Origin of the sequence: Pseudomonas sp. KU26590 (assembly GCF_026153515.1) — a bacterium.
Lineage (GTDB): Bacteria > Pseudomonadota > Gammaproteobacteria > Pseudomonadales > Pseudomonadaceae > Aquipseudomonas.
Genome location: NZ_CP110644.1, coordinates 687,704 through 706,907 on the forward strand (window position 1 = coordinate 687,704; position 19,204 = coordinate 706,907).

The 19,204-nt window shown below is 62.5% G+C and carries 15 protein-coding genes; 13 read left to right on the forward strand and 2 right to left on the reverse strand.

Features of this window, described 5'->3' with window-relative positions; translation table 11 throughout:
- The first annotated feature begins 71 nt into the window (after positions 1 to 71).
- The 12 genes from OKW98_RS03180 to madM all read left to right on the forward strand — a co-directional run bounded on the left by OKW98_RS03180 (position 72) and on the right by madM (position 15,465).
- Complete coding sequence (locus OKW98_RS03180; protein ID WP_265387941.1) at positions 72 to 6,053, forward strand: Hpt domain-containing protein; 5,982 nt, start codon at positions 72 to 74, stop codon at positions 6,051 to 6,053.
- Positions 6,046 to 6,537 (forward strand): chemotaxis protein CheW, encoded by a 492-nt coding sequence (locus OKW98_RS03185; protein WP_265387942.1) that lies wholly within the window; start codon positions 6,046 to 6,048, stop codon positions 6,535 to 6,537. The genes OKW98_RS03180 and OKW98_RS03185 overlap by 8 nt, the downstream gene beginning before the upstream one ends.
- A 324-nt stretch (positions 6,538 to 6,861) precedes the next feature.
- Positions 6,862 to 8,010: a Fic family protein gene (locus OKW98_RS03190; protein WP_265387943.1), complete on the forward strand. Its 1,149-nt coding sequence runs from the start codon at positions 6,862 to 6,864 to the stop codon at positions 8,008 to 8,010.
- A gap of 98 nt (positions 8,011 to 8,108) precedes the next feature.
- The gene (gene mdcA / locus OKW98_RS03195; RefSeq protein WP_265387944.1) at positions 8,109 to 9,785 is read left to right on the forward strand and encodes a malonate decarboxylase subunit alpha; all 1,677 of its coding nucleotides are present in this window, start codon (positions 8,109 to 8,111) and stop codon (positions 9,783 to 9,785) included.
- Entirely contained in the window at positions 9,785 to 10,693 is a 909-nt protein-coding gene (locus OKW98_RS03200; protein ID WP_265387945.1) for a triphosphoribosyl-dephospho-CoA synthase, read from the forward strand. The genes mdcA and OKW98_RS03200 overlap by 1 nt, the downstream gene beginning before the upstream one ends.
- A gap of 2 nt (positions 10,694 to 10,695) precedes the next feature.
- The gene (locus OKW98_RS03205; protein WP_065991186.1) at positions 10,696 to 10,995 is read left to right on the forward strand and encodes a malonate decarboxylase subunit delta; all 300 of its coding nucleotides are present in this window, start codon (positions 10,696 to 10,698) and stop codon (positions 10,993 to 10,995) included.
- Positions 10,988 to 11,839 (forward strand): biotin-independent malonate decarboxylase subunit beta, encoded by an 852-nt coding sequence (locus OKW98_RS03210; protein ID WP_265387946.1) that lies wholly within the window; start codon positions 10,988 to 10,990, stop codon positions 11,837 to 11,839. Before OKW98_RS03205 ends, OKW98_RS03210 begins: the two co-directional genes overlap by 8 nt.
- Positions 11,836 to 12,639 (forward strand): biotin-independent malonate decarboxylase subunit gamma, encoded by an 804-nt coding sequence (gene mdcE / locus OKW98_RS03215; protein WP_265387947.1) that lies wholly within the window; start codon positions 11,836 to 11,838, stop codon positions 12,637 to 12,639. The genes OKW98_RS03210 and mdcE overlap by 4 nt, the downstream gene beginning before the upstream one ends.
- A complete protein-coding gene (locus OKW98_RS03220; protein WP_416147962.1) occupies positions 12,639 to 13,265 on the forward strand; it encodes a malonate decarboxylase holo-ACP synthase in 627 nt (208 codons plus the stop codon). The genes mdcE and OKW98_RS03220 overlap by 1 nt, the downstream gene beginning before the upstream one ends.
- Positions 13,262 to 14,197, forward strand: coding sequence for a malonate decarboxylase subunit epsilon (mdcH, locus tag OKW98_RS03225; RefSeq protein WP_265387949.1), 936 nt, complete (start codon positions 13,262 to 13,264; stop codon positions 14,195 to 14,197). Before OKW98_RS03220 ends, mdcH begins: the two co-directional genes overlap by 4 nt.
- Positions 14,198 to 14,264: 67 nt before the next feature.
- Positions 14,265 to 14,699, forward strand: coding sequence for a malonate transporter subunit MadL (madL, locus tag OKW98_RS03230; RefSeq protein WP_065991198.1), 435 nt, complete (start codon positions 14,265 to 14,267; stop codon positions 14,697 to 14,699).
- A gap of 1 nt (position 14,700) precedes the next feature.
- Positions 14,701 to 15,465 (forward strand): malonate transporter subunit MadM, encoded by a 765-nt coding sequence (madM, locus tag OKW98_RS03235; protein WP_074892392.1) that lies wholly within the window; start codon positions 14,701 to 14,703, stop codon positions 15,463 to 15,465.
- A gap of 914 nt (positions 15,466 to 16,379) precedes the next feature.
- On the opposite strand, the gene OKW98_RS03240 is transcribed toward madM, so the two are convergent.
- Both OKW98_RS03240 and OKW98_RS03245 read right to left on the reverse strand, forming a co-directional pair.
- Positions 16,380 to 16,838: an REP-associated tyrosine transposase gene (locus tag OKW98_RS03240; RefSeq protein WP_265387950.1), complete on the reverse strand. Its 459-nt coding sequence runs from the start codon at positions 16,836 to 16,838 to the stop codon at positions 16,380 to 16,382.
- A gap of 330 nt (positions 16,839 to 17,168) precedes the next feature.
- Complete coding sequence (locus tag OKW98_RS03245; RefSeq protein WP_265389639.1) at positions 17,169 to 18,089, reverse strand: LysR substrate-binding domain-containing protein; 921 nt, start codon at positions 18,087 to 18,089, stop codon at positions 17,169 to 17,171.
- A gap of 166 nt (positions 18,090 to 18,255) precedes the next feature.
- Between OKW98_RS03245 and trhA the strand changes: the two genes are divergently transcribed.
- On the forward strand, positions 18,256 to 18,873 hold the full coding sequence (trhA, locus tag OKW98_RS03250) for a PAQR family membrane homeostasis protein TrhA (RefSeq protein ID WP_265387951.1): 618 nt from the start codon (positions 18,256 to 18,258) through the stop codon (positions 18,871 to 18,873).
- Positions 18,874 to 19,204 lie beyond the last annotated feature (331 nt).

The window sequence follows — 19,204 nt, forward strand, 5'->3', positions numbered from 1 at the left end:
TTTGATAGCCCCGTTAACGCAACCTTTAATGCACATGAAGCAGCGTCAAGGCACAGGCAACCGGAGTCACCATGGCTGACCGTCACGATTACGTGGCCCTGGAGTGGGTCAAAGGCGAAATAGCCGAAACCCTCACACACGCCCGACAAGCACTGGACACCTTCGTCGCCCGGCCCCACGACGCCGCGGCAATGGACGAGTGCCTTGAGCTCATCCATCAGGTTCACGGCAGCCTGCAGATGATCGAGTTCTACGGCGCCGCGCTGTTCGCCGAAGAAATCGAACAGCTGGCCCTGGCGCTCAAACAGGGCCACGTTGCCCAGGAAAGCGAAGCGATTCAGCTGCTGAATCTGGCGATGACGCAATTGCCGGTCTACCTGGAACGTGTTCATTCCGCCCGCCGTGATCTGCCGCTGGTGGTGCTGCCGCTGCTCAACGATTTGCGCAGCGCCCGGGGCGAAAGTCTGCTGTCCGAGACCAGCCTGTTTTCACCGCAATTACTCTCTATCCCCGCCCTCGATGCCGAGGCCCTGGCCGAGCGCGACAGCCTGGAGCTGCCCGCGAAACTGCGCAAGCTGCGGCAGACGCTGCAAACCGCGCTGGTCGGGCTGCTTCGCGATCAGGACGTACAGACCCAACTCGGTTACATGGGCAAAGTGTTCGCCCGGCTTGAGGTGTTGTGCGAAGACGCGCCGCTTGAACCGCTGTGGCGCATCGCGTCCGCACTGGTCGAAACCATGCTCAGCGGCAACTTCACCAACAGCCCGGCGCTGCGCAGCCTGTTCAAGGACGCCGACAAAGAACTCAAACGTCTGCTGGATCAAGGCATCGAAGGCATCAATCAGCCTGCGCCCGACGAACTGCTGAAAAGCCTGTTGTTTTACATCGCCAAGTCCGACAGCGAGGCGCAGAAGATGACGGACTTGAAGGACCAGTACGCGCTCGCCGATGCGCTGCCCCACAGCGCCCTGGTCGCTGAGGAACGTGCGCGCATGGCCGGGCCGGATCGCGACGCCATGCGCTCGGTGATCATCGCCCTGTGCGATGAGTTGGTGCGGACCAAGGAGCGGCTCGACGTTTTTGTTCGCGGAGATCGTCAGCACGTCAGCGAGCTAAGTGCGTTGCTGCCGCCGCTGCGGCAGATCGCCGACACTCTGGCGGTGCTGGGCTTTGGTCAGCCGCGCAAAGTCATCATCGATCAGATGACCGTGGTGCAGGGCATGGCTCAAGGGCAGCGCGCACCCGATGACGCCACCTTGATGGACGTCGCCGGGGCACTGCTGTACGTCGAATCCACCCTTGCGGGCATGGCCGGAACGGTCAACCAGAGCAGCCCCGAAGAGAGCCGTCTGCCGACGACCGACCTCAGCCAGATCCACCAATTGGTCATCAAGGAAGCGCGCATCGTCCTGCAGCAGGCCAAGGACGTGATCGACGCCTACGTCGACGGCGAGCTGGACCGCGCGCGTCTGCAGCCGCTGTCGGAGCAATTGATTCAGGTGCGCGGCGCGCTGGCGATGATCCCGCTGGCGCGGGCATCCGGCTTGCTGGCCGCCTGCAACGACTACATCACCGAGCACTTGCTGGTCGACACCGAAAGCCCGGCCGGGTCGCAGCTCGATCACCTGGCTGACGTGATCATCGGCGTCGAGTATTACCTCGAACGCATGGCCGAAGACCCGGAAGCGCCGGGTGAACATGTGCTGGATCTGGCCCAGGAAAGTCTCGCCCGGCTTGGTTACTCGCCGGTCCCCGACGCGCTGGATGTGCCGGTGCTCGAAGAAGTCATCAGCGAAGAAGAACTGCAAGATCTGCATGAGCGGCAGGCATTGGTCAGCCCGACTCGGACCCTCGCCGAAGTGCTGGCCAGCCCGCTGTCGGCGGTCAACCCGCCGGCGCGCAACATGCCGGCCAGCCTGTTGCCGCCGCCGAAGGGCGAGCAGGGCATCGATGACGAGCTGCGCGAAGTCTTCCTCGAAGAAACCGACGAGATGCTCGAAGCACTGCGCGAGTACGTGCCGCGCTGGCGTGCCGATCCCGGCAATCTTTCGGCGCTGGGCGAGATCCGTCGTGCGTTTCACACGCTCAAGGGCAGCGGCCGTATGGTGCGTGCGCTGATTCTGGGCGAACTGGCGTGGTCGGTGGAGAACCTGCTGAACCGCGTGCTGGAGCACAGCGTCGAGCCGGACGTGCGAGTGCAGCAGTTACTCACAGACGTACAGGCCTTGCTGCCGGACGTGATCCGTGATTTCGCCGAGGACGTTCAGCGTCAGCGTGACGATGTTGACCAACTGGCCGCCCAGGCCCACGCGTTGGCCCAGGGCGAAGCGGGTGACGTCGAGCCTGCGCAGCGGCTGGATGACGAAGAGGGTTTCGATCCGCAGTTGCTGGAGATTTTCCGTCAGGAAGCCCACACCCACCTGAACACGGTGAGCCGTTATCTCGACGCTGCTCAGGGTGCCGATGCGCCGGTGTTCAGCAACGATTTGCTGCGCGCGCTGCACACCCTCAAAGGCAGCGCGTACATGGCCGGCGTCTTGCCGATCGCCGAGCTGGCGAGCCCGCTGGATCAACTGGTCCGCGAATTCAAGACCAACCTGATCGCGGTCGGCCAGGACGAAATCGACCTGCTGCGTGCTGCCGAACCCTTGTTTCATCAGGGCCTGGCCCAGCTGAATGCCGACCCGCTGATGCCCATCGAAGGCGCTGCGGCATTGATTCAACAGGCGCAGGAGCTGCTCGATGCGCGGCTGGCCGATGCCTTGAGCGACGACAGTAATGGCCTGCGCACGCGGCGCAATCCGCAGTTGATCGCGAGCTTCCTCGCTGAAGGCATGGACATCCTGCTGGACGCCGACAACCTGCTCAAAGACTGGCGCCAGCACCCTGGCCACCGCCAGGAACTGAACGCGCTGCTCGACGAACTGACCATGCTCGGCCACGGCGCGCACATGGCCGATCTGCCTCAGGTCGACGAACTGTGCGAAGCGCTGCTCGACCTGTATGGCGCGGTGGAGGAGAGCAGCCTTGCCGTCAGCGAACGGTTCTTCGATGAAGCCGAAAAGGCCCACGAAGCGCTGATCAACATGCTCGATCAGGTCGCCGCCGGACAGGAAGTTCAGCCTTGTCCCGAACGGGTGAGCGCCTTGCGCGGTCTGCTCGCCGAAGCGCTGGACCCCGGCGCAATGGGCGTTATCAAACGTGATGGCGATGGGGCAACCCGCATCACGGAGATGGAAGAGGTCAGCGAACGCCTCGCCAAGCCTGTCCAGCCTGCGAGTGATGATTTCGATCAGGAAATCGTCGAGATCTTCCTCGAAGAGGCGATGGACATTCTCGATATCGCCGGTCCTGCGCTGCAACGCTGGCTCGACGACCCGCAAAACCCGTCGCCGTTGTCATCGTTGCAACGTGACCTGCACACCCTCAAAGGGGGCGCGCGCATGGCCGAAATCGGGCCCGTGGGCGACCTCGGTCACGAGCTGGAGTCGCTCTACGAAGGCCTGCTTGACCGACGTTGCGGTTATTCGCCGCAACTGGCCGAGCTGCTGGTGCACAGCCACGATCACCTGTCGCTGATGCTTGAGCAGTTGCAGCACCGTTCGGCGCTGGCCAGTCCCGCGCCGCTGATCGAGAAGATTCGCGAGTTTCGGCAGCGCAACTGCTACCTGCTGCCCAACGACGGTGCGACTCGCAACGTCAGGACGATGATTCACTCGCTGGACGAGCGCGATCCGGAACTGCTGGAAATCTTCCTCGAAGAAGCCGACGACATCATCGAGAGCAGCAGCGCAGCATTGGTGCGCTGGCAGGCCGATCCGCACAACACGCTGGAAGTCGAAAACCTGCTGCGTGACCTGCACACGCTCAAGGGCGGCGCGCGCATGGTGGAAATCGTGCCGATCGGCGATCTGGCTCACGAGCTGGAATCGCTGTACGAAGGGTTGTCCACAGGCGCGCTGAAAAACAGCGCACTGCTCAACGGCCTGCTGCAGAGCGGCCACGACATGCTCGCCGACATGGTCGATGCCGTTCGCGGTTACGAGCCGTTGCCCAACCCGGCGCTGCTGATCGAGAGCATCGCTCACTACACCGCGTCCGGGGCCGCCCGCGAACCTGTCGAAAAACCTGAGGAAGTGCCAGCGCTGCTGCCAGCGCCCGCTGTTGATCCGGCGGCTGCACAGGCCGAGGCCGATGGCGAGCGCACCGGCCCGGAGATGATTAAGGTCCCGGCCGAGCAGCTGGAAGACCTGGCGAATCTGGCGGGCGAAACCTCGATATTCCGGGGACGTGTCGAGCAGCAAGTCAGCGACGCGCAGGTCACGCTGGTGGAAATGGAAACCACCATCGAGCGGATGCGCGATCAACTGCGCCGACTCGATATCGAAACCCAGGGCCGCATTCTCAGTCGCGACCATCATGTTGATCAGCGCGGTTATGAAGCATTCGACCCGCTGGAAATGGACCGTCATTCGCAGCTGCAGCAGTTGTCCCGGGCGCTGTTCGAGTCCGCGTCCGACCTCATGGACCTCAAGGAAACCCTCGACACCCGCGCCCACGAGGCAGAAACCCTGCTGCTGCAACAGGCGCGGGTGAACACCGAGCTTCAGGAAAGCCTGATGCGCACGCGCATGGTGCCGTTCGAACGCATGGTGCCGCGTCTGCGCCGGATCGTTCGTCAGGTGTCGGGCGAGCTGAACAAGAAGGTCAAGTTCGACGTGATCAACGCCGAGGGCGAGATGGACCGCAACGTGCTTGAACGCATGGTCGCGCCGCTGGAGCACATGCTGCGCAACGCCGTCGATCATGGCCTGGAGAGCATCGAGGAACGCCTGGCCGCCGGCAAGTCCGAGTGGGGGCATATCACGCTGAGTCTGGCCCACGAAGGTGGTGACATCGTTATCGAGATGCGCGACGACGGCGCCGGTGTCGACTTCGAGGCGGTGCGGCGCAAGGCGATCAAGCGCGGCATCATCAGCCCCGACGCCGAGCTGAGCGAACACGACATTCTGCAGTTCATCCTGCGCGCAGGCTTTTCCACCGCCGAGACCATCACCCAGATTTCCGGGCGCGGCGTCGGCATGGACGTGGTGCACGCCGAGGTCAAGGACCTGGGCGGTTCGATGGTCATTGATTCCAAGGCGGGTGAGGGCGCGCGTTTCCGTGTCCGCTTGCCGTTCTCGGTGTCGGTCAACCGCGCGCTGATGGTGCAGTGCGGCGAAGAACAGTATGCCGTGCCGCTGAACAGCATCGAGGGCATCGTGCGCGTGATGCCAAGCGAGCTGGAGACGTGTTATCAATCCGTGCCGCCGCGCTATGAGTACAGCGGGCGGACCTACGAATTGCGTTATCTGGGCGAACTGCTCAATAACGGTCATCCGCCGAAATTGAGCGGCCAGACACAAACCCAGCCGCTGCCGGTGCTTTTGGTCCACGTACACGATCAGTGGGTCGCGGTGCAGGTGGATGCGCTGGCCGGCTCGCGGGAAATCGTGGTGAAAAACCTGGGCCCGCAGTTTTCCGCGATACCCGGCATTGCCGGCGCGACCATCCTGGGCGACGGCCGCGTGGTGCTGATCCTCGACCTGTTTGCGCACATCCGGCGCTTTCACGCCAAGCTGCTCGCGCTGCAAGTCGCCGGTCACGCGCCGGTGCGTTACGTCGAACCGGAACAGGCGCGGCCGTTGCTGGTGATGGTGGTGGATGACTCGGTGACCGTGCGCAAGGTCACTGGCCGCCTGCTGGAACGCAACGGCATGAACGTGCTGACGGCCAAGGATGGGGTCGATGCCATGGCGCTGCTGCAGGAGCACACCCCGGACATCATGCTGCTGGACATCGAGATGCCGCGCATGGACGGCTTTGAGGTGGTCAGCAAGCTTCGTGGGGATGACGCCTGGAAACACCTTCCAATCATCATGATCACGTCGCGATCGGGGCAGAAGCACCGCGACCACGCCATGGCGCTGGGGGTGAACGAATACATGAGCAAGCCGTATCAGGAAGCCGCACTGCTGGAAAGCATCGCCCACTGGAGCCACGCCCATGTCTGACACCACCACGCAAACGGCGCGTCTGACCAGCTTGACCGGATTGCTCATCCCCTTGAGTGACCGGCATCTGTTGCTGCCCAACGTCGCTGTCGCGGAATTGATCGACTATCAGGACAGCGTCGCCGACCCCGCCGCACCGCAGTGGTACCTGGGCCCGATCAACTGGCGCAACCGCAGCCTGCCGCTGCTCAGCTTCGAAGCCGCCTGCGGCAGCCGCGCCCGTGTCGGAGGCCGCGCCCGCATCGTCGTGCTCAACGCCCTCGGCGGCCGGCCCGACCTCAAATTTATCGCCCTGCTGACCCAAGGCATTCCGCGCTCTTGCAAGCTGGATAGCCAGCTTAGCTACGTCGACGTGCCGCTGGCCGAGCTGGAACTGGCCGCGGTGCAAGTGGGCGAGACCGTGGCGAAGATCCCGGACCTTGTGGCGCTGGAAGAGTGGTTGGTGGATGCGGGGTTGGTGCAGGTAAGTGGCGCGGGGATTTGACGCTTCACTTGAACCATATTCGCCATTATTGAGGTTCACCGCAGACTTAACGCCTACCCCTACATCTGAGCCGGCTTGCTGGCGAACTAGGTGGGTCAGTGCTACCAATATCGACTGACCCACCGCCTTCGCCAGCAAGCCGGCTCCCACAATTTGATCTACGGCACAGGCTCAACTGTGGCAGGCCAAAGAGATGATGGAGCTGCCGGCAATCGACTTCTTCCCAAATCCCGCCTAGACGATGAGCCGAATAAACCGCATATTCGGCTCACCCTGTGAGCCGAATAGAATAGCTAATCGGCTCACACTCCTCCGAGGCGTCAGGTGAAACAGTCAGCAAAATGGATTTGGCAACACCCCAAATGGCCTTCCTTCTCCTGGGACGTTGAGCCGTTGGCGCCGCTGTTGCGGGCGTGCACCCAGGCGCAGGGGCAGTTGTTGGGGATGATTGGCGCGTCAGGCACCCACGCGAATGTCGAGCGCGAACTGGACGCCCTGCTGCAAAACGTCCTCACCTCATCGGCCATTGAAGGTGAGCAGCTGAATGTGGAGTCGGTGCGTTCGTCTCTGGCAAAGCGGCTCGGGCTCGCCAGCGATGAACGTGTGACGGCGCGCAGTGAAGGTCTGGCGGAACTGATGCTGGATGCCACCCAACAATACGACGCGCCGCTGACGTCTGAACGGCTGATGCATTGGCATCAGTTGTTGTTCCCCGAGCCGAGCGCGCTGCTGGCAAACCCTATCCAGGTCGGGACGCTCAGAGGGCCTGAGCCCATGCAGGTCGTGTCCGGTCGCATCGACCAGCCCGTGGTGCATTTCGAGGCACCTGCGCACGAAGGTCTGGAGAAAAAGCTCGATGACTTTTTCTACTGGTTCAACAGCAGCCGCGCCGATCCTACCCTTGACCCACTGATCCGCGCGGGCATCGCGCATTTCTGGTTCGTGACGCTGCACCCGTTCGACGATGGCAACGGACGTTTGACCCGCGCGATCACTGACCTTGCCATGGCCCAGGGCGAACACCAGGCCATACGCTTTTACGCCATGTCCGCCAGCATCCTTGCCCACCGTCAGCACTATTACCGGATTCTGGAGGCGACCCAGCGCGGCGGCCTGAACATCACTGAATGGCTCGTGTGGTTTTTACAGACCTTGCTCCACACCCTGGAGCAGGCCATGCAGCGTATCCACCGGGTCTTGGCGAAGGCCAGGTTCTGGCAAGCCCACCGGGATGACGGCCTGTCTGCGGAGCAGATCAAGGTGCTCAACCGGTTGCTGAATGGCGACCTGCTGTCGGGGAAACCTGACGCGGGTTTTACCAATGGCGTCAGCGCCGCCCAATACCAGGCAGTCGCCAAAGTCAGTAAAGCCACCGCCACCCGGCATCTTCAGGACCTGTTGGAAAAGGACTGCCTGGTAAAGCTGCCTGGCGGCGGGCGCAGCACCCGCTATCAGATCAACTGGGCGGACTAATCATTACTCTCACGGTAATGATTCATGCATTTGCTTGATTGATGCCGCACCTGAACCCCTCCTAATCTGCCCCACGACAGCGAACTCGTGGAGTCAGCATGACCACAACAACTAAACTTGACCCGCGCTGGTCGCGTCGTCGCACTGAAAAGCTGCGGCGGCTCGACCTGGTGCGTTCCTTCGCCGATGGCGTTGTACTGCCGACTGACAAGATTGTTGCGGCGCTTGAGGCGTTGATTGCGCCGGGCGATCGCGTGGTGCTTGAAGGCAATAACCAGAAGCAGGCGGATTTCCTTTCCCGCTCACTGGTGAAGGCCGATCCCGCCAAGTTGCATGACCTGCACATGATCATGCCCAGCGTCGGCCGGGCCGAGCATCTGGACCTATTCGAACGCGGCATTGCCCGCAAGCTGGACTTCTCTTTCGCCGGTACGCAAAGCCTGCGCATCAGCCAGTTGCTGGAAGACGGTCTGCTGGAAATCGGCGCGATTCATACCTATATCGAGCTGTATTCCCGCCTGTTGGTCGACCTGATTCCCAACGTCGTGCTCTCGGCCGGTTTCATGGCTGACCGGGCCGGCAACATCTACACCGGCGCCAGCACCGAAGACACCCCCGCCCTGATCGAACCGGCCGCCTTCAGCGATGGCATCGTCATCGTGCAGGTCAACCAGTTGGTGGATGACGTCAGCGACCTGCCGCGCGTGGACATCCCGGCGTCATGGGTCGACTTCGTGGTCGTCGCCGACAAGCCGTTCTACATCGAGCCGCTGTTCACTCGCGACCCGCGCCACATCAAGCCGGTGCACGTGCTGATGGCGATGATGGCGATTCGCGGGATCTACGAGAAACACAACGTTCAGTCCCTCAACCACGGCATCGGTTTCAACACCGCCGCGATAGAACTAATCCTGCCGACCTACGGCGAATCCCTGGGCCTGAAGGGCAAGATCTGCCGCAACTGGACGCTCAATCCGCACCCAACGCTGATCCCCGCCATCGAAAGCGGCTGGGTCGAAAGCGTGCATTGCTTCGGCACCGAACTGGGCATGGAAAACTACATTGCGGCGCGGCCCGACGTGTTCTTCACCGGCCACGATGGTTCCATGCGCTCCAACCGAATGATGTGCCAGCTGGCCGGGCAGTACGCCGTGGACCTGTTCATCGGCGCCACGCTGCAAGTGGACGGCGACGGTCATTCCTCCACCGTCACGCGCGGACGCCTTGCCGGTTTTGGCGGCGCGCCAAATATGGGCCATGACCCGCGCGGCCGGCGTCACGCTACACCCGCCTGGCTGGACATGCGCCAGCACAGTGGCGACGGCCCCGATGCCTATCTTGAACGCGGCAAAAAGCTCGTCGTGCAAATGGTCGAGACCTTCCAGGAAGGCGGCAAACCCACTTTCGTCGAGACGCTGGACGCCGTGGAAGTCGCGAAGAAAAGCGGCATGCCCTTGGCGCCGATCATGATCTACGGCGACGACGTCACTCATCTGCTGACCGAAGAAGGCATCGCCTATCTGTACAAGGCGCGAACGCTGGAAGAGCGTCAGGCGCTGATCGCCGCCGTGGCGGGCGTGACCTCGATTGGCATGCGCCACAACCCGAAAGACACCGCCCGTATGCGCCGTGAAGGGCTGATTGCGCTGCCTGAGGATTTGGGCATTCGTCGCACCGATGCCAGCCGCGAACTGCTTGCCGCCAAGAGCGTCGCCGAGCTGGTGGAATGGTCTGGCGGTTTGTACAACCCGCCTGCGAAATTCAGGAGCTGGTGATGCGCGCATTCAACGTAGCTTTCGAGGCTTTCGATGCAACGCCGAGTTCGGCCTCAGTGGCTGAGCGCCTGGCCGATCTGGCCGTGGATGCGCTGATCGACGAAGCCGACCTGTCGCCAAAACCGGCGCTGGTCGATCGTCGCAGCAGTGGCGCTCACACCGATCTGCATCTGGGTCTGATGCACGCATCAGCGATCTCGCTGTGGCCCGCGTTCAAGCAGATGGCCGACGCCGCCATTACCATCGGCGAGATCAACCCGCTGTTGCGGGAAACCATTGGCCGACTCGGTCGCGAGGGCGAAGTCGCGATGATGCGCACCACCAACGGAGTGAACACTCACCGTGGTGCGATCTGGGCTTTGGGTTTGCTGGTCACTGCTGCAGCGCTGAATCCCGATGATTTTTCTCCAGAAGGACTCTGCCAGCGCGCAGGGCGCCTGGCATTGATCGAGGATCGTCATCAGGCCGCCAACCAGCGAAACAGCCAGAGCCATGGCCAGACCGTCGCTCAGAAATACGGCGTAACGGGTGCCCGGGAACAAGCGCAAGCGGGTTTCCCTGCCGTGACTCAAACCGGCTTGCCGCAACTCATTCGCAGCCGCGCCGCCGGCCATGGCGAGCAGAACGCGCGACTTGATGCGCTGCTGGCGATCATGACCACGCTGTCCGACACCTGCGTGCTGTATCGCGCGGGCGAAGCAGGCCTGCACGCCATGCAACACGGCGCGCAGCGGGTGCTGGATGCTGGCGGCAGCGCGACCCTCAGCGGCCGTCGCGCGCTGAATCAGCTGGATCAGCAACTGTTGAGCCTGAACGCCTCCCCCGGCGGCGCTGCCGATCTGCTCGCCGCTTGCCTGTTTATTGATCGCCTGGAGCCTGCGCTCGGCGATGCAACGAGGAACGTCTGATCATGGAAACCCTGTCTTTTGAATTCCCTGCCGGTCAGCCGCCATTGGGTCGCGCGCTGGTAGGTTGCGTCGGTTCGGGTGATCTGGAAGTACTGCTCGAGCCGGGTCAGCCGGGCAAGCTGACGATCCAGGTGCTGACGTCGGTCAACGGCAGTTCGGCGCGCTGGGAAAACCTCTTCCAGCGCATGTTTGACGGCCAGACGCCACCGGCCATGAGCATCGACATCCACGACTTCGGCGCGACACCGGGCGTCGTTCGGCTGCGTCTGGAGCAAGGTTTCGAGGAGGTCGGTCATGACTGACAGCACGCGGCTTCTGCAGCAACACAGCTTCGTCGAACTCGGTGCCCGGCAGCGCGCGCGCGCACTGCTCGACGATGGCAGTTTTCGTGAGCTGATCGACCCCTTCGAACGCCTGGTTTCTCCTTGGTTGGTCAAGCAAGGCGTGGTGCCGCAGGCGGATGATGGCGTGGTGATCGCCAAAGGCACCGTCGATGGCAAACCGGTGGTGATCTGCGCCATCGAAGGCGGTTTTCAAGGCGGCAGCATGGGCGAAGTCGGCGGCGCCAAAATGGCCGGCGCGCTGGAACTGGCGGCAGAAGACAACCGCAAGGGCATCCCCACCGCCGCCATCCTGCTGCTGGAAACCGGGGGCGTGCGCTTGCAGGAAGCCAACCTCGGGCTGGCGGCTATCGCCGACATCCACGCGGCCATCGTTGATTTACGTCGTTATCAGCCGGTGATCGGCGTGGTGGCGGGCAGCGTTGGCTGCTTTGGCGGCATGTCCATTGCGGCGGCGTTGTGCAGTTATCTGGTCGTCACCCAGGAAGCGCGTCTCGGGCTGAATGGCCCGCAAGTCATCGAGCAGGAAGCCGGCATCGAAGAATACGATTCCCGCGACCGGCCCTTCATCTGGAGCCTGACCGGGGGCGAGCAACGGTTCGCCAGCGGCCTAGTGGACGCGTTTGTCGCCGATGACATCAACGCTATTCAGCAACAGGTGCACGCGTTGTTGCACAAGGGCAAGCCCGAGCAGGAGCGCAGCAGTCGATACGCCTGGTTCCTCGAGCGGTTGTCGCAAGTGGACACGGCCCGGCAGATAGAGCCCGCTGCCGTGCGCAGCGCGTATCAAGGAGATCGGACATGAGTGCTTACTCTCTGCGTGGATTGAACTGGTTCAATTCGCTCGCCGCGAACGCCACTGAAGTGGCGGGGCTGCCGGCGTCGGTGAAAGCAGCGGACGGCGCACTGGGTGATCGTCCGGCGCGATTCCTGGCGGTGGTCGCCGATCCAGATAACCGTTTTCCTCGTGCACAGAACGGTGAAGTCGGCCTGCTTGAAGGGTGGGGTCTGGCCCAAGCGGTGGACGGCGCCATCGAGCTGGATCGGCACAGCGATATCAAGCGCACGCTGATTGCGATCATCGACGTGCCGAGTCAGGCCTATGGCCGCCGGGAAGAAGCGCTGGGCATCCATCAAGCGCTTGCCGGTGCGGTTGACGCTTATGCCCGGGCGCGTCTGGCCGGGCACCCGGTGATCGGGCTGCTGGTGGGCAAGGCGATGTCCGGCGCGTTTCTCGCACACGGCTATCAGGCCAATCGGCTGATTGCCCTGCGCGATCCGGGCGTCATGGTTCACGCCATGGGCAAGGCCTCTGCGGCGCGGGTGACACTGCGCAGCGTCGAAGAACTGGAAAAGCTCGCCGCCAGCGTGCCGCCGATGGCCTATGACATCGACAGCTACGCCAGCCTCGGTTTGCTGTGGGAAACCCTGTCGGTCAGTCAGATCGAGCAGCCCACCGCGTCGGATCTCACCCTGGTGCAGGACTGTTTGATTGCCGCGATCAAAGACACCCTCGCCGGCGGCAATGACCTGAGCTCACGCCTCGGGGCGCCGAACCGCGCCGCGTCGTCGAAAGTCCGCGAGCTGTTGCGGGCGCAGTGGTAATGAGTACTTTCCAGCCGGTGCTGCCCCACGATTTGTTGTGGGGTTTTTCGGCGGCTGCGTTGCCGATCGACGCACCGGCTTGGGCGTTTGAAGCCGTTGGCCTGGGTCATCCGGTGGTGGTGCGCCGCGCCCGTGTCGCGGCTGGCCTGGTGGCGGTGGGTGTGCGGGGGCGCTCGCGGGATCAGCGCTACGCCACCCACATGAAGCTCGACGATGTGCAACGGCGCGTGCGGCCTGAAGAGTTGATCGCCATGACGCCTGACGCTGATTGGCCGGCGTTGCGCGCCTTGCAGCAGATCCGTCCCGTGATGAACGCGCTCGGCCTGCCGTGGGGCGTGGCGGGTGGCGCCGGTTTCGAGCTGGCCAGTGGCGTGCAGGTGCTGCACGCGGGTAGCGACCTCGATCTGATACTGCGCACCCCGGATTTCTTTGATCGTCAGCATGCCGCTCGTTTGGTCGAGCAGTTGGCCGGCGCGGTGTGCCGCATCGATCTTCAGCTGCAAACGCCGTTTGGCGCCGTGGCGCTGCGCGAATGGGCAGGACCGTCACGTCAGGTACTGCTCAAAGCCGAAGACGGCGCGCGGCTTGTGGATAACCCTTGGCTGGCGCAGGCGGTCGCGGCATGAGCAGTTTCTGGGCGTTTCCCGGCCAGGGCGCGCAGCAGCCGGGCATGCTCCACGGGCTGCCGGAGCATCCCTTGGTTGAACAGTGCCTGGCGGAAGCGAGCGCTGCGCTGAACGAGGACGTCCTGACGCTGGACACCGCCGCGGCCCTGCAATCGACGCGAGCCGTTCAGCTGTGTTTGTTGATCGCCGGCGTCGCCTGTGCGCGGGTGTTGATGGCGGATGAAAACACCCCTGACATGGTTGCGGGTTTGTCCATCGGTGCTTATCCCGCGGCGGTGATCGCGGAGGCTCTGGATTTTTCGGATGCCGTGCGTCTGGTGGCACTGCGGGGCGAGCTGATGCAAAGCGCTTATCCACAGGGCTACGGCATGACTGCGCTGATCGGGCTCGACCAACCCACGGTTGAAGGCCTGATCGCACGCATTCACAGCGTTGAGCTGCCGGTCTATCTGGCCAACATCAACGCCGATAACCAGTTCGTCATTGCCGGGCGAGACGAGGCCATGGCGGCTGTCGCTGCGCTTGCAAAAGAGCAGGGCGCTGCGGCGGCCAAGCGGCTGGCGGTCAGCGTGCCGTCCCATTGCGAGCTGCTGGCTGAGCCTGCGCGGGCGCTCGCTGATGCGTTTGCCCATGTGGGCGTGAAAGCGCCAACGCTCAAATACCTCAGCGGCAGCACCGCGCGGCCGATGCTCAGCGCGGACAAGGTGCGCGACGATCTGGCGTTCAACATGTGCCGTGTCATCGACTGGCGCAGCACGGTGCAAACCGCGTACGAGCGCGGCGCACGCCTGCACATCGAACTGCCGCCGGGCACCGTGCTTACGGGCCTGGCGCGCCGCGTTTTCGAACAAGGATCGGCCGTCGCCTTTCAGGGCGCCCGGCTGGATACGCTCAGCGCGCTGTCGCGAGAGGAGGAACGCCGCCACTCATAAACCGACTGCTGCTTTCGAAGGAACACAAAAACAACAACTTCGACGATGCAATTTGAGGATTAGAACAATGGTGATTTATGGCGTGGCGTTACTCGCAATCTGCACCCTCGCGGGGGTGATTCTAGGTGATCTGCTTGGCGTGCTGCTGGGCGTCAAATCCAACGTAGGCGGCGTCGGGATTGCGATGATCCTGTTGATCTGCGCACGGCTGTTCATGCAAAAGCGCGGCGGCATGAGCGAAGGCTGTGAAATGGGCGTCGGCTTCTGGGGCGCCATGTACATCCCGGTCGTCGTGGCCATGGCCGCTCAGCAAAACGTGGTGACGGCGCTCAAGGGCGGGCCGATCGCGGTCATCGCAGCGGTGGTGTCGGTGGTGGTCTGTGGCTGCACGATTGCGGTCATCAGCCGGATCAACAAGGGCGAGCCACTGCCCAAAGAGGACGAACTCGCGAACCCGCTTCCGGTGATCGCGCCGACTGTTTCCCCAGCAGGAGGCCGCTGATATGTGGGAGCTCATTCAGAAAGACCTGATCAGCCAGGGCCTGGTCACCGCGTTTGCGGTCGTGGGCGTGGTGATGTGGATTTCCGTGGTGCTGTCCAAGCGCCTGACGTTCGGGCGCATTCATGGTTCGGCCATTGCGATCGTAATTGGCCTGGTGCTGGCGTGGGTAGGCGGCACGATGACCGGCGGCCAGAAAGGGCTGGCGGACCTGGCGTTGTTCTCCGGGATCGGCCTGATGGGCGGGTCGATGCTGCGTGATTTCGCCATCGTCGCCACGGCCTTCGAAGTGCAGGCCACCGAAGCGAAAAAGGCTGGCTGGGTCGGCGCGTTCTCGCTGCTGCTCGGCACATTGCTGCCGTTCATCGTCGGTTGCTGCGTGGCGTATGCCTTCGGCTATCGCGACGCCGTGAGCATCACCACCATTGGCGCGGGCGCGGTGACGTACATCGTCGGGCCGGTGACCGGTGCAGCGCTGGGCGCGAGCTCGGATGTGATGGCGCTGTCGATTGCGACTGGTTTGATCAAGGCCATTCTGGTCATGGTTGGCACCCCGATGGCCGCGCGCTGGATGGGGCTGGATAACCCGCGTTCGGCAATGGTGTTCGGCGGTCTGGCCGGCACCGTGAGCGGCGTGACGGCCGGGTTGGCGGCGACGGATCGACGGCTGGTGCCTTACGGCGCACTGACGGCGACGTTCCACACCGGACTGGGCTGCCTGCTGGGGCCGTCGCTGCTGTACTTCATCGTGCGCGGAATTTTGGGCTGAGGCTTCTGAGTGCGCGGCGTGTTTTCGCCGCAATTCCTAAGGTCAAACCCGGACGATTGTCCGCCGCAAAACCTGTAGGAGCGCGCTTGCCCGCGAAGACTTGAGTTCGGACGACGGAGATACGTCGGCTGTACCGGCCCGTTCGCGGGCAAGCGCGCTCCTACGCCTTCGGCAGAAGCGGGTTTAGCGCAGCCTTGGCAGTGCACATCAACGAGCAAATCTGGATACGACGTTATTCACGCGGGCAGTCGTGAATTTGGCGTCCGCCGCAAAACCTGTAGGAGCGCGCTTGCCCGCGAAGACTTTGGTTCAGACGATAGAGATGCTTGGGCTCCACTGGCCCGTTCGCGGGCAAGCGCGCTCCTACGCCTTCGGCAGAAGCCGGTTCGGCGCAGCATTGGCAGTGCACCTCAATGAGCAAATCTGGATGCGGCGTTATTCGCGCGGGCAGTCGTGAATTTGGCGTTTGCCGCAAACCTGTAGGAGCACGCTTGCCCGCGAAGACTTTGGTTCAGACGATAGAGATGCTTGGGCTGCACTGGCCTGTTCGCGGGCAAGCGCGCTCCTACGCCTTCGGCAGAAGCGGGTTTAGCGCAGCCTTGGCAGTGCGCCTCAACGAGCAAATCTGGATGCGACGTTATTCACGCGGGCAGACGTGGATTTGGCGTTCGCCGCAAAACCTGTAGGAGCGCGCTTGCCCGCGAAGGCTTCGGTTCGGACGATAGAGATGCGTCGGCTGTACCGGCCTGTTCGCGGGCAAGCGCGCTCCTACGCCTTCGGCAGAAGCCGGTTCGGCGCAGCATTGGCAGTGCACCTCAACGAGCAAATCTGGAAGCGGCGTTATTCACGCGGGCAGTCGTGAATTTGGCGTCCGCCGCAAAACCTGTAGGAGCGCGCTTGCCCGCGAAAAAATCTCACAGCCACACAGCATCCCAGAGCGGATAATCGCCCACGCGTTTCACCAGACCGGCCCGCAACGGATTGGCTACGATGTAACGCGCAACGGCCTGCAAATCTTCCTCCCGCCGGACCGCCCGGTCGTGATAACCCTTCTGCCATACCCGAAACGGTGTGTGGCCCGCCCGCATGATCGCCAGCGCGCTGCCGGATTTAACCCGGCGCACCAGCATTCCCAAGGTTCCCTCTCTCAACACCACGAGCCAGTGAAAATGGTCCGGCATGACAACCCACGCCAGAGACTCTGCAATCCCGGCCTGCTGGGCTCGTCGAAACTCCTCGACTACCAACCGACCTGTGCGCCAGTTGAAGAAAAGAGGTTGTCGGCCATGCACCACGGAGGTCAGAAGATAAATCTGCCCTACTCCCGAGTAACGGCCTAGCCGCAGATCAGCGCTTCTTTGTGACATTGGCATTCCTTCGCGCAGTGAAGTGTGCGGAATCAGGCTAGTGCACGGACGATCATCCCTGCGGCAAACAAATATTCCGGATGTGTCCGTGATGACGCGTTCGCGGGCAAGCGCGCTCCTACGCCTTCGGCAGAAGCGGGTTCGGCGCAGCATTGGCAGTGCACCTCAACGAGGAAATCTGGATGCGGCGTTATTCTCGGGGGCAGACGTGAATTTGGCGTCTGCCGCAAAACCTGTAGGAGCGCGCTTGCCCGCGAAGGCTTTGGTTCGGACGATAGAGATATTTGGGCTGCACCGGCCTCTTCGCGGGCAAGCGCGCTCCCAGAGAGGGGCGGCTCAGGCCTGGGCCAGCCGGTTCGAGTACATCCGGCACTCCGCAAGCAGCGCGAGCAAATTGGGGTCCCGTTCGCGGGATTTGAGGAAGACCAGACCGATGTGCTGCTGCATGCGATAACGCTGTTGCAATGGAATCAGCCGCACACGGTTTTCATACACCGCCGCAATCCTCCCCGGCAGCAGCGCGTAACCCACACCCGAGCTGACCATGCTCAGCAGCGTGAAGATGTCGTTGACCTGCATCGCCACTTTCGGCTCGAAGCCTGCCTGTTGAAACACCATCGCCCCATCACGATGGGTCGCGAAACCTTGCGTCAGGGTAATGAACGTCGCTTCGCGCAGATCGCCCAGGTTCACTTCGCTTTGCTGGGCGAAGGGGGAATCCACCGGGGCCGCGAGGAAGATGTCGTCTGAGAACAGTGGCAAATGCTCGCAATCCGGATCACTCACGGATTCGTTCAGCGACACCAGAATCGCATCCACTTCCATGTTCTTCAGCTTGTAGAAGAGGTCGATGTTCGAGCCCAGAATCAGGTCGATGTTGAGTTCGCTGCGGCGGATCTTCAGGCCCATGATCAGCTGCGGCACGGTTTTGACCGTCAGGGAGTACAGCGCCCCCAGCTTGAACCGCGCCGCTGAAAACCCGGCCGCCTGCCGCGTTTGCTCAATGGTACTGAGCACGTCCTGCACCAGCTTCTGCGCGCGCTCCTCCAGCACGTAAGCGCCTTCGAGCGGCGTAAGGTTGCGGCCCTCATGCTTGAACAGCGGGCAACGCAAGGCGCTCTCCAGCGAATGAATCGCCCGATGCACACTGACCGTACTCGTCTGCAGCTCCGCCGCCGCCCTGGCCAGATTGCCGGTGCGCATGAACGCCAGAAAAATTTCCAGCTTCTTGAGGGTCAGCTCTTCGTCGATCTGCATCGTGGGGGCCCGCGCCGGGTTCTTGTTTTGAGAGCGCCCGATTGTGCCGAAGAGATCGGCGGCTGGCTGCATTAAATTCTCGATAACACGACACAATGCGTTGTCATTGCGGTTCAGAAGCAGGACCCTTGACGCGTGTCATGCCATTCAGAGAGGTCGTTTGCGGATGTACTACGGAGAAAAATTCAACGCCTGGACCCATTTGGTCGGCGCGATTCTGGCGACGATCGGTGCGGTGTGGATGCTGGTTGTCGCGACGATGACCGGGGATATCTGGAAGATCGTCAGCGTCGCGGTCTACGGTGTGGCGCTGGTGATGCTGTACAGCGCGTCCACGGTCTATCACAGCGTTCGCGGCCGGGCGAAAGTGATCATGCAAAAGGTTGATCACTTTTCGATCTATTTGCTCATCGCCGGCAGCTACACGCCGTTTTGCCTGGTGACGCTGCACGGGACGTGGGGCTGGACATTGTTCGGCATCGTCTGGGCGCTGGCGATCATCGGCATTTTGCAGGAGATCAAGCCTCGTTCCGAAGCGCGGGTGATGTCCATTGTCATTTACGCCGTGATGGGCTGGATCGTACTGGTTGCGGTCAAGCCGCTGATCGCTGCGCTGGGTATGGCCGGATTCATCTGGCTGGCGCTGGGCGGGTTGTTCTACACCGTAGGGATCATCTTCTTCGCGTTCGACACCAAGGTCCGACACTTTCATGGGGTCTGGCACCTGTTCGTCATCGCTGGCAGCTTGCTGCACTTTGTCGCGATCACGCGTTATGTGTTGTGAGGCTATAGCGGTAGACCGCTGAAACCCCGGTTCCTACGGATTCTGCGCCAGCCATTGCCTCTGGATTCGACGACGAACGTGTAGGAGCGCGCTTGCCCGCGAAGGCATTGGTTAGGACGACAGAGATGTGTCGCCTGTACCGACCTCTTCGCGGGCAAGCGCGCTCCTACACTGGGTTACGGCAGACACACAATCTGCGGCGTACACATCCGGCGCCGGCTCGCCAGCAAGCCGGCCGCAAATGATGTATGCGAGCAATCCATGCGCCGCTTCGGTGCATGGGTCCTTTCAAATCACTGATCATTTTCTGTACACCCACAGCCTTGCGCGC

Bases quoted from the DNA above. Each gene is read 5' to 3' on its own strand.
- OKW98_RS03205 (WP_065991186.1), top strand. From the start codon at position 10,696: ATGGAAACCCTGTCTTTTGAATTCCCTGCCGGTCAGCCGCCATTGGGT.
- madL (WP_065991198.1), top strand. From the start codon at position 14,265: ATGGTGATTTATGGCGTGGCGTTACTCGCAATCTGCACCCTCGCGGGG.
- OKW98_RS03200 (WP_265387945.1), top strand. From the start codon at position 9,785: ATGCGCGCATTCAACGTAGCTTTCGAGGCTTTCGATGCAACGCCGAGT.
- madM (WP_074892392.1), top strand. From the start codon at position 14,701: ATGTGGGAGCTCATTCAGAAAGACCTGATCAGCCAGGGCCTGGTCACC.
- mdcA (WP_265387944.1), top strand. From the start codon at position 8,109: ATGACCACAACAACTAAACTTGACCCGCGCTGGTCGCGTCGTCGCACT.
- OKW98_RS03210 (WP_265387946.1), top strand. From the start codon at position 10,988: ATGACTGACAGCACGCGGCTTCTGCAGCAACACAGCTTCGTCGAACTC.
- trhA (WP_265387951.1), top strand. From the start codon at position 18,256: ATGTACTACGGAGAAAAATTCAACGCCTGGACCCATTTGGTCGGCGCG.
- OKW98_RS03180 (WP_265387941.1), top strand. From the start codon at position 72: ATGGCTGACCGTCACGATTACGTGGCCCTGGAGTGGGTCAAAGGCGAA.
- mdcH (WP_265387949.1), top strand. From the start codon at position 13,262: ATGAGCAGTTTCTGGGCGTTTCCCGGCCAGGGCGCGCAGCAGCCGGGC.
- OKW98_RS03220 (WP_416147962.1), top strand. From the start codon at position 12,639: ATGAGTACTTTCCAGCCGGTGCTGCCCCACGATTTGTTGTGGGGTTTT.
- mdcE (WP_265387947.1), top strand. From the start codon at position 11,836: ATGAGTGCTTACTCTCTGCGTGGATTGAACTGGTTCAATTCGCTCGCC.
- OKW98_RS03240 (WP_265387950.1), bottom strand. From the start codon at position 16,838: ATGCCAATGTCACAAAGAAGCGCTGATCTGCGGCTAGGCCGTTACTCG.
- OKW98_RS03245 (WP_265389639.1), bottom strand. From the start codon at position 18,089: ATGCAGATCGACGAAGAGCTGACCCTCAAGAAGCTGGAAATTTTTCTG.
- OKW98_RS03185 (WP_265387942.1), top strand. From the start codon at position 6,046: ATGTCTGACACCACCACGCAAACGGCGCGTCTGACCAGCTTGACCGGA.